Here is an 8,621-nt window from a genome sequence, read left to right as displayed (position 1 = left end):
GAAACCCAACAAAACCTTACTAATGTTGGGTTTCGGTCCCTCAACCCAACCTACACTTATTGCACTGAAAATAGATATAGTGTTTCGGTGCGTTACGCTCCGCTAACACACCCTACTGGACCAAATATTTCTCGATTTCCCCTACTCCCTACTCCCTACTCCCTACTCCCTCTTTAGCCTAAAAATGTAGGTTGGGTTGAACGGCAGTGTTAGCGGAGCTTCCCGGAGGGAAACCCAACAAAACCTTACTAATGTTGGGTTTCGGTCCCTCAACCCAACCTACACTTATTGCACTGAAAATAGATATAGTGTTTCGGTGCGTTACGCTCCGCTAACACACCCTACTGGACCAAATATTTCTCGATTTCCCCTACTCCCTACTCCCTACTCCCTACTCCCTCTTTAGCCTAAAAATGTAGGTTGGGTTGAACGGCAGTGTTAGCGGAGCTTCCCGGAGGGAAACCCAACAAAACCTTACTAATGTTGGGTTTCGGTCCCTCAACCCAACCTACACTTATTGCACTGAAAATAGATATAGTGTTTCGGTGCGTTACGCTTCGCTAACACACCCTACTGGACTACCAATAGCTCCCCTACTCCCCTACTCCCCTACTCCCCTACTCCCCTACTCCTTACTTCTGAGTAAATGCCCAAACTCCATTCCAGTTTTCTGGAATACCAGTGGATATTAATTTCTCAATTCTATCTAAATAAAGTTTAGCTGTTTTATCTGAAGAATTTACTGCTAATACTTTGTCGAAATAATGTTTAGCTGAAACTAAATCTCCCAATCGAAAATATTCTATAGCATTTTCAAAATTTGCCTGGGTTTTTAACTTTAATTCTCGCACTTCATCAATTTCACCATCCATCACTTCATAAACATTAATAGGTTCATCTCTACCCTTAACAGATGCCCGGTCTAAAAACCTAATTTGATATCTTTCTGGATTTTTTAAACCCTGAAAAGCTGATTCAGAAATTAACAAAGAAACCCCATAATACTTAGTCAAACCTTCTAAACGAGCTGTCAAATTGACATTATCAGAAAGTGCGTCTCCCGACATTCGAGTTTTCTCTCCCACTATACCTACCATCATATGACCCCAATGAATACCTACGCCAATTTTAATAGGAAATAAACCTTTAGCTTGTAGAGTTTGATTATATTTGTGTAATTTATGAAGCTGAGAAATAGTTGACTGTAGAGCATCATCGACACCATCAGGAAATACTGCCATAATGCCATCTCCCATAAACTTAATAATTAAACCATTTCGACCGCGAATTTCCGGGGCAACTTGTTGTAAATAACCATTAACAAAAGCAAAAGTTTCTTGAGCTGTCATCTTCTCAGATAGAGTAGTAAAAGAACGAATATCAGAAAAGAAAATTGCCATTTCCTTACAAACTCGATCGCCTAAATTAACGTCAATAATATTTTCTTTAGAGAGTAATTTTACATATTCGTGGGGGACAAAACGTCCGTAAGCATTAGTAATTTTTGATAATTGAAGATGAGTTTTAACTCTAGTCAATAATTCATCTTTGGCAAAAGGTTTAGTCAAATAATCATTAGCACCAAATTGAAAACCCATGACTAAATCGGCCACTTGATTTTTAGCTGTTAACATTAAAATTGGCAAAGTTTGGGCAGGATATTTTTCCCGAATTTTAGCGCAAACTTCATAACCAGACATATTAGGCATCATTACATCTAGCAAAATTAAGTCTATATTTTCTTCCCTATCTAAAGCAGCTAAAGCATTTTTTCCATTTAATGCTTGGGTAACTTTGTAGTTATTTGCTGTTAAGTGATTTTTGAGAACTTGAATATTTATTGGTTCATCATCAACAACTAAAATGTGGAAATCACCATCAGCTAAATAACATTCGTTGGGTTCAGTTTCTACGGGTATTTCTACTTGCTCAACCAAATGACGAATACTGTTGATTTCATGAGCAGGAAGACTTGGGACATCGGTTACAGGTTTTTGAGAAATGGGCAGGGTAAAACGAAAATGAGAACCGACACCAACCTCAGATTCAACCCATATCTGACCACTATGGAGTTCAACTAACTGTTTCGTGACTGCTAACCCTAAACCTGTACCACCATATTTTCTAACTGTGGAACCTTCTCCTTGCTCAAATGATTCAAAGATGCGCTTTAGTTTATCAGCGGGAATACCCATACCAGTATCGGAGACAAGGATTATCAGTTGTTTAGATTTATCTATGTCTTGATTGAAGCAATCTTGGGGAAAAGGTTGTAGATCGGAGTTGGTAATATTGTTGTCAATCAATTCTGCTGAGACTTTGACTTCACCAGAGTCAGTAAATTTAATAGCATTACCGATTAAGTTATATAGAATTTGTTGTAGACGGTTTTCATCAGCATAGACGGGGGGTAAGTCTTTAGGAATAGCATTTATTAGTTTGAGATTTTTCTTTTTGCTGACTAAAAGATTTAAGATGACTACTGCTTCTACCACTCCATAAACATCAACGGGTTTAAAGTCTAATGCTAGTGTGTGATGTTTGATTTTAGAAAAGTCAAGAATGTCGTTGACAAGGTTGGAGAGACGACGAGCACTAGAAACTATCATCGTTAAGTTGCCAGTGGTGATTTGATTCAAATTTTCTGTATTGCTTTCTAAAAGGAATTCACCAATACCGATAATGCCATTGAGGGGGGTTCGTAGTTCGTGAGAAGTGTTCGCTAAAAATTCGTCTTTGAGGCGATCGAGTTCCTTGAGTTGTTCGTTGTTTGTTTCTAGAGATTCAAAGGAATTTTTCAGTTGGTTTGCCATACAATTAAAAGAGTGAGTTAGTTCTCCTACTTCATCATTACGATCAATGTTGAGTTGAGTTTCCCATTTACCTTTAGTAATTTCTTTGGCAGCAGAATTAAGTTTGAGAATAGGTGCGGTAACTAAACGTACTGTCATAATTACTACCACAATTGCTACAGCTAAAGCTCCAATACAAAGTAATATAGTGGTGCGTGTATTAGCATAAACTTCTCCCATCACATCAGAAGTCGGGACAGTTATTACAAGTATCCAGTCTAAACCTTGCTGAAGTTCCAGTGGAGCAATATGCAGAAAATGAGCTTGGCCATTAACTGTAATTTTAAATTCTTGAGTTGTTTTTATTTCGGAAAGGTTATCTATTTTTCGCATCAAATATTTGGCAGCTGCTTGAGTTAATTTATTTTGACTAGCTACTGCTTTTATTCTTTGTGGAATTTGACTTTCTTCTGATAAAAAATAGGGATTTTCTGATGTGGAACTAGCAATCAAATCTCCAGAGGTTTCTAACAGAAAAACTTGACTACTAGGGGGAACTTCTAGTTGTCTGAGAAAATCACTAATATCACTCAGAATTAAATCTACGGCTATTATTCCTCTGAATTGCCCAGTTTTGTCTAACACAGGTGCAGAAAATGTAATACCTAGTTCGCCATGGCCAACAAAGTTATAAATTTCACTCCAGGTTGGTTTCTGTGCTTTTATTGCAGCTTGATACCAAGGTCTTGTTTGGGGATAAAAATCTCTACTTTGCAGCTTTTCAATACGTTGACCTTCTTTATTTACGAGATAATCTACACGATTGGGAAAATCTTCATATACTTTTATATTTAGAGTACTATCTATATTTCGTCTGCCTTGAGCATATTCTCCATTTTCATAGTCACCTGTAAAATAAATAGCAGAAACAAATTTATACAATTGAATTTGTTTAATGAAATGAAAGGCTAAGGTATCAATATTTCTGGTATTTAGTTGTTCGAGTTGAATAGCATTGATATTACTTTGAACAATAATGTGAGGATACTCTAGGTAATGATTCAGGTGGTCTTCGACACGATTTGTAACTTCATGTTCCCATTGACTTGCTAATCTATTAACTGCCTTTTCTCCATTTCTAAAAGAGAGATAACCAATTAATGCAAATGTTGTTAATATTTGTAAAATAAAAGGGACAATAAACACGTTGCGCAGGGAACTTTTTCTAGTATTCTCGATCGATAAATCTTGATTTCTAGATGCCATAGTCTTTAAAATAGAGGGAATAATTCAACAATTAATAATTAATAATTAATAATTAATAATTACCTCTTCTTTAAAAGAAGAGGATTGACTCAAAGGAAAATTTTTCGGGTGCATCTCAATGCGTGAATAAAGCCAAAAAGTTATTGCTTTTAGGGAACAGGGAACAGGGAACAGGGAACAGGAAATATATAGGAAAAAAGTATTTTTGCCAATATGAGATGCACCCAATTTTTCTTTATTATCCTCTGAAAAGGGGGAGGTTTTAAACCATAATTTTTCGGGTATAGGGAACAGGGAGAAATAATACCATTTCTCAAAAATTTTTCTACATTTTGTTGAGTAGGGGAGTAGGGGAGTGGGGGAGTAGGGGAGAAGTAAAAAGTAAGAATAATTAACATTAACTAGGCTACTTTTAGCAAAAATATAATTCTAACTGTTTTGATTAATTAATAACTGAAGTCTTACCCAAGTATAGCATTACTTTTAGGAATTGGTAGAATTGATAATTTATGGATAATAATTGATTTTATTTTGAATTTTTACCGAAGAATTAATAATTAGGGTTGGCTGAAAAAGTCTTAGGGGTGAGGGTAGGAGACAGGAGACAGGAGACAGGAGACAGGAGAAATGGCTTGGGAGCGAGAAGGTAGAAGTAAGAATTGTAAGAGTGATTTTTCTGTCTAACTATGCGCCTAAAATACTAACTTTTTGAGCGTTTTAGACTGAAACAGACGCACTTTTTTCGACTCCAAAAAGGCTAAAGTCTTTATATGTCAATGCTTTTAGATTTAATCAGCAAGCCCTAATTAAATAATTCAGGTTTAAAGTCCCCCCTTTCAAGGCAGGGAAAAAATTTATTTTTTCCTTAAGCGTCAATCCTATTCCTTTTAGGGAGAGGTAATTATCAATTATCAATTATCCATTAATGAACAGATGTCTATATCTATATACAGCAGTTTCTGAAGTTATGAGGTACATATATTGATTTTTAGGGAGTAGAGGAGTAGGGAAGATGGGAATTAGGGTAGTGAACAAGCACAAAATATTTGCCCCATCAGCTTTACTACATTAGTCGGAAATTTGCTGTATTTTAGATTATAGCAATTCCCAAAAAGCATCAGCTACAAAATAATTAATAATGAATAATTAATAATTAATAATTATTCAGGAGCGGAGGAGTAGGGGAGTGGGGGAAGTTTTTAGCGATTTATCGTATAAAAAGTACATTTTTGTTGAAATTTTATACTGAATAAAAGTTATTATACCAGTTCCTAAAAGTAACGCTATACTTGGGTAAGACTTCAGTTATTAATTAATCAAAACAGGTAGAATCACTTTTTTGCTAAAAATAGCCCATTTAATCTTAATTATCCTTACTTTTTACCGAATTATTAATTATTAATTATTAATAATTAAATAATTCTGGTTTAAAGCCTCCCCTTTTAAGGGGAAAAAAGCGGTCTCCGGATGGCGAGGGGAACTCGCCATATCCAATCAACCAAGAGAAGAAATAATATTTCCTTATATTCAATTCCGTAGCGGTTTTAACCAGAGGTAATTATCAATTATCCATTGTTTTATACTAATTAAAAATAGATGTAATCAATGGTCATAAAATAATTTTGACAATGAAATTTAATATAGCAATCCTATTTAAGTTGTAATATTTTGGTGGCACTTAGGAGTCAGGAGTCAGGAGTCAAAATTTTAAAGTTTTTCAGTTCAAGTTAACTATTATAAAAATTTTCACAACCAATTTAGGATTGCTATATTAGATATCTCCAGAAAAGAAGGAGTAGGGAGTAGGGAACCCACCCCTCGCCCCTCCCCCTCCCAGGAGGGGAATAATTGATAACTTCTGTGGGATAATTGATTTTATTTTTTATTATTGGGGATGTCTATTAAAAGTCAAAAAAATATGCCACTTATTCTTCAAAAAATTCATCTGGAATTAAGCTATAGGTTTTCTGCTCAAAGTCCAGTATATTATCTTGAGTGGGGAAGTAGGGGCGTTTTATGCAACGTCCCTACACAGAAGTAAGCATAAGAATAATTAACAATAACTGGGGTGCTAATTATCAAAAAATTTATACAGAAAATTTACGTTCTTTCAAGCTTTTAAGCCTTCTTCCCTCTTCCTTCTTCCCTCTTCCCTCTTCCTTCTTCCTTCTTCCTTTTAAGCCTTCTTCCCTCTTCCTTCTTCCCTCTTCCCTCTTCCTTCTTCCTTCTTCCTTTTAAGCCTTCTTCCCTCTTCCTTCTTCCTTCTTCCTTTTAAGCCTTCTTCCCTCTTCCTTCTTCCCTCTTCCTTCTTCCTTCTTCCTTACCTTATTAGTAGATATGAAGTTTAATTTTTTATCATTAAATAAACAATCATCCGTTCCTACAAATAAAAATTTAGTTACCCCTAATTGGCATCTTGCTTTGGGAAAAATAGACCAGATAAAGGCAGATATTTCTTGGAGCGATCGCCACTTTTTTATTCATCAAATTAAACCTACTTTTAGCTCTAATGAAAGGTTTGTTGTTGTGGGCGATCTTTTCTTAACTAATCTGTCACAATTACAAAAACTTTTAGATATTTCTGCCTCTCTTACTGCTACTCAAATAGTTGCTGAATTATGGCAAAGTTATGGGGTAAAAACTTTTTTGTTGTTAGAAGGAATTTTTGCTTTAGCAGTTTGGGATACTGAAGAAAAAGAATTATGGATTGGACGCGATCGCGTGGGTGGACGGACTTTATATTACACTACTACAGACTCAACTATTTGGATTTCTCCTAGATTAAAAATTCTTTCTTCTTACCATTCTAATGAGTTAGATTTAATTGCTTTACGGGATTATCTTTGTTGTGCTTTTGTGCCTGGGGAACGTACTCTTTGGCAGGAAGTAAAAGAATTAAGACCGGGAAGTTTTATCCATTTTACTAATGATTTGAAAATTCCATCACCAATGTCTTATTGGCAACCACAAATACAAGTGAAAAATGCCGATCAACCTTTAGAATATCATGGTCAAAAATTACGTTCTCTTCTAGATAAAATTATTCCTGAATATTTACCAAATAATCAACCAGTGGGAGCCTATTTATCGGGTGGTTTAGATTCGAGTTGTATTGTGGCATTAGCCGCAAAAAATCATGATTATCCAGTACATACTTATTCAATACATTTTGGTGCAGAATTACCTAATGAATTAGAATTTTCTAGTTTGGTTGCCCAACATTGTAAAACTCAACATCACATCCTAGAAATTACGCCGGATGATATGTGGAATAAACTGCCAATTACTATGACAAATTTAGACGATCCTATTGGCGATCCGTTAACAGTTCCTAATTATCTTTTAGGAAATTTAGCAGCAGAAAATGTGGGGGTTATTCTGAATGGTGAAGGTGGGGACCCTTGTTTTGGTGGACCGAAAAATAAACCGATGTTATTAAATAATATTTATGGTGGTTTACAGTCAGGAAATCCGGATATTGTTTCATCTTATCTAAGTTCTTTTCATAAATGTTTTGCAGATTTATCTAAGCTATTAAAACCGGAGATTTGGGAAGCTGTAAAAACAGAATCTTATATATTTGAGTCTGACTTAAATTCTGATGCTGATTATTTAAACCGCTTGATGTTACTCAATATTAAATTTAAGGGAGCAGACCATATTTTAACCAAGGTAAATAATATGACTAGGGCGGCTAATTTAATCGGACTTTCCCCATTATTTGACCAAAGAATTGTGGAAATGAGTTTAGAAATTCCACCAGAATATAAATTATCTGGTGCTGATGAAAAAGCAGTATTAAAACGAGCAGTGGCAGATTTATTACCAGAGAGAATATTAACTCGTCCAAAAAGTGGAATGATGGTACCTGTTAACTTTTGGTTTAGACAAATATGGCAACGTCGAACTAGGAATTTATTGTTAAGTAAAAAAGCAGCGATCGCTCCTTATTTCAATCAAGATTTGATTAAAGATTGGTTAAATTATCGTGGGGATACTTGGAAGCGTTATGGTATTCAGCTTTGGTTATTAGTAAGTTTAGAAATTTGGCTACAAGTTAATCTTTAAGAATTTATAATTTAGAATTTAGAATTTAGAATTACCTTTTCTTATAAATAGGGTTTGCTGAAAAAGTATCTATGGTAGAGGCAGGAGTCAGGAGTCAGGAGTAACGGGGAATTTAGAGGAGGTAGTCGGATATTTTATCCCTTTATTTTTCTGCCATAGTGAGTCTTTAATCCTAAATTTTTGGTATCTCAAGCTGAAAAAATTGCACTTTTTTTTACTCTGAAAAGGCTAAAACTTTTATCTGTTAACGCTTTAATATTTAATCAGCAAACCCTAATATAATTTCTATCATCAGTAGGGACAAAAGGCTATTCTACTTCCTACTTCCTACCCTCTTTTTTACTGTAACGACCTTTTTTGAATTTGATATTATACCAAATTGATAAATATTTGCTACAAATAGCTAGGATATTTATTAGGAGTCAGGAGTCAGAACTCAGGAGTCGTATGGGAATCGCTTTAATACCATTTTTTAGGGCGTAAATTATCTTTTTT

The 8,621-nt window shown here is 35.0% G+C and carries 2 protein-coding genes; one reads left to right on the top strand and one right to left on the bottom strand.

What is annotated here, in order from left to right; all coding sequences use genetic code 11:
• Positions 1-632: 632 nt before the first annotated feature.
• Positions 633-4,058, bottom strand: a complete 3,426-nt coding sequence (locus tag F6K54_RS25480) for a response regulator (RefSeq protein WP_293083677.1) — start codon at positions 4,056-4,058, stop codon at positions 633-635.
• Between the two features lie 2,337 nt (positions 4,059-6,395).
• On the opposite strand from F6K54_RS25480, the gene F6K54_RS25475 reads away from it, so the two are divergent.
• The gene (locus F6K54_RS25475; RefSeq protein WP_293083674.1) at positions 6,396-8,126 is read left to right on the top strand and encodes an asparagine synthetase B; all 1,731 of its coding nucleotides are present in this window, start codon (positions 6,396-6,398) and stop codon (positions 8,124-8,126) included.
• Positions 8,127-8,621 lie beyond the last annotated feature (495 nt).

Origin of the sequence: Okeania sp. SIO3B5 (genome assembly GCF_010692555.1) — a bacterium.
GTDB lineage: Bacteria > Cyanobacteriota > Cyanobacteriia > Cyanobacteriales > Microcoleaceae > Okeania.
Note: the sequence above shows the minus strand (reverse complement) of the source record. Positions and strands in the feature narration are given on the sequence as shown.

What these genes read in the sequence shown, in the direction of transcription:
- F6K54_RS25480 (WP_293083677.1), bottom strand. Translation starts at nt 4,058, where the DNA reads ATGGCATCTAGAAATCAAGATTTATCGATCGAGAATACTAGAAAAAGT.
- F6K54_RS25475 (WP_293083674.1), top strand. Translation starts at nt 6,396, where the DNA reads ATGAAGTTTAATTTTTTATCATTAAATAAACAATCATCCGTTCCTACA.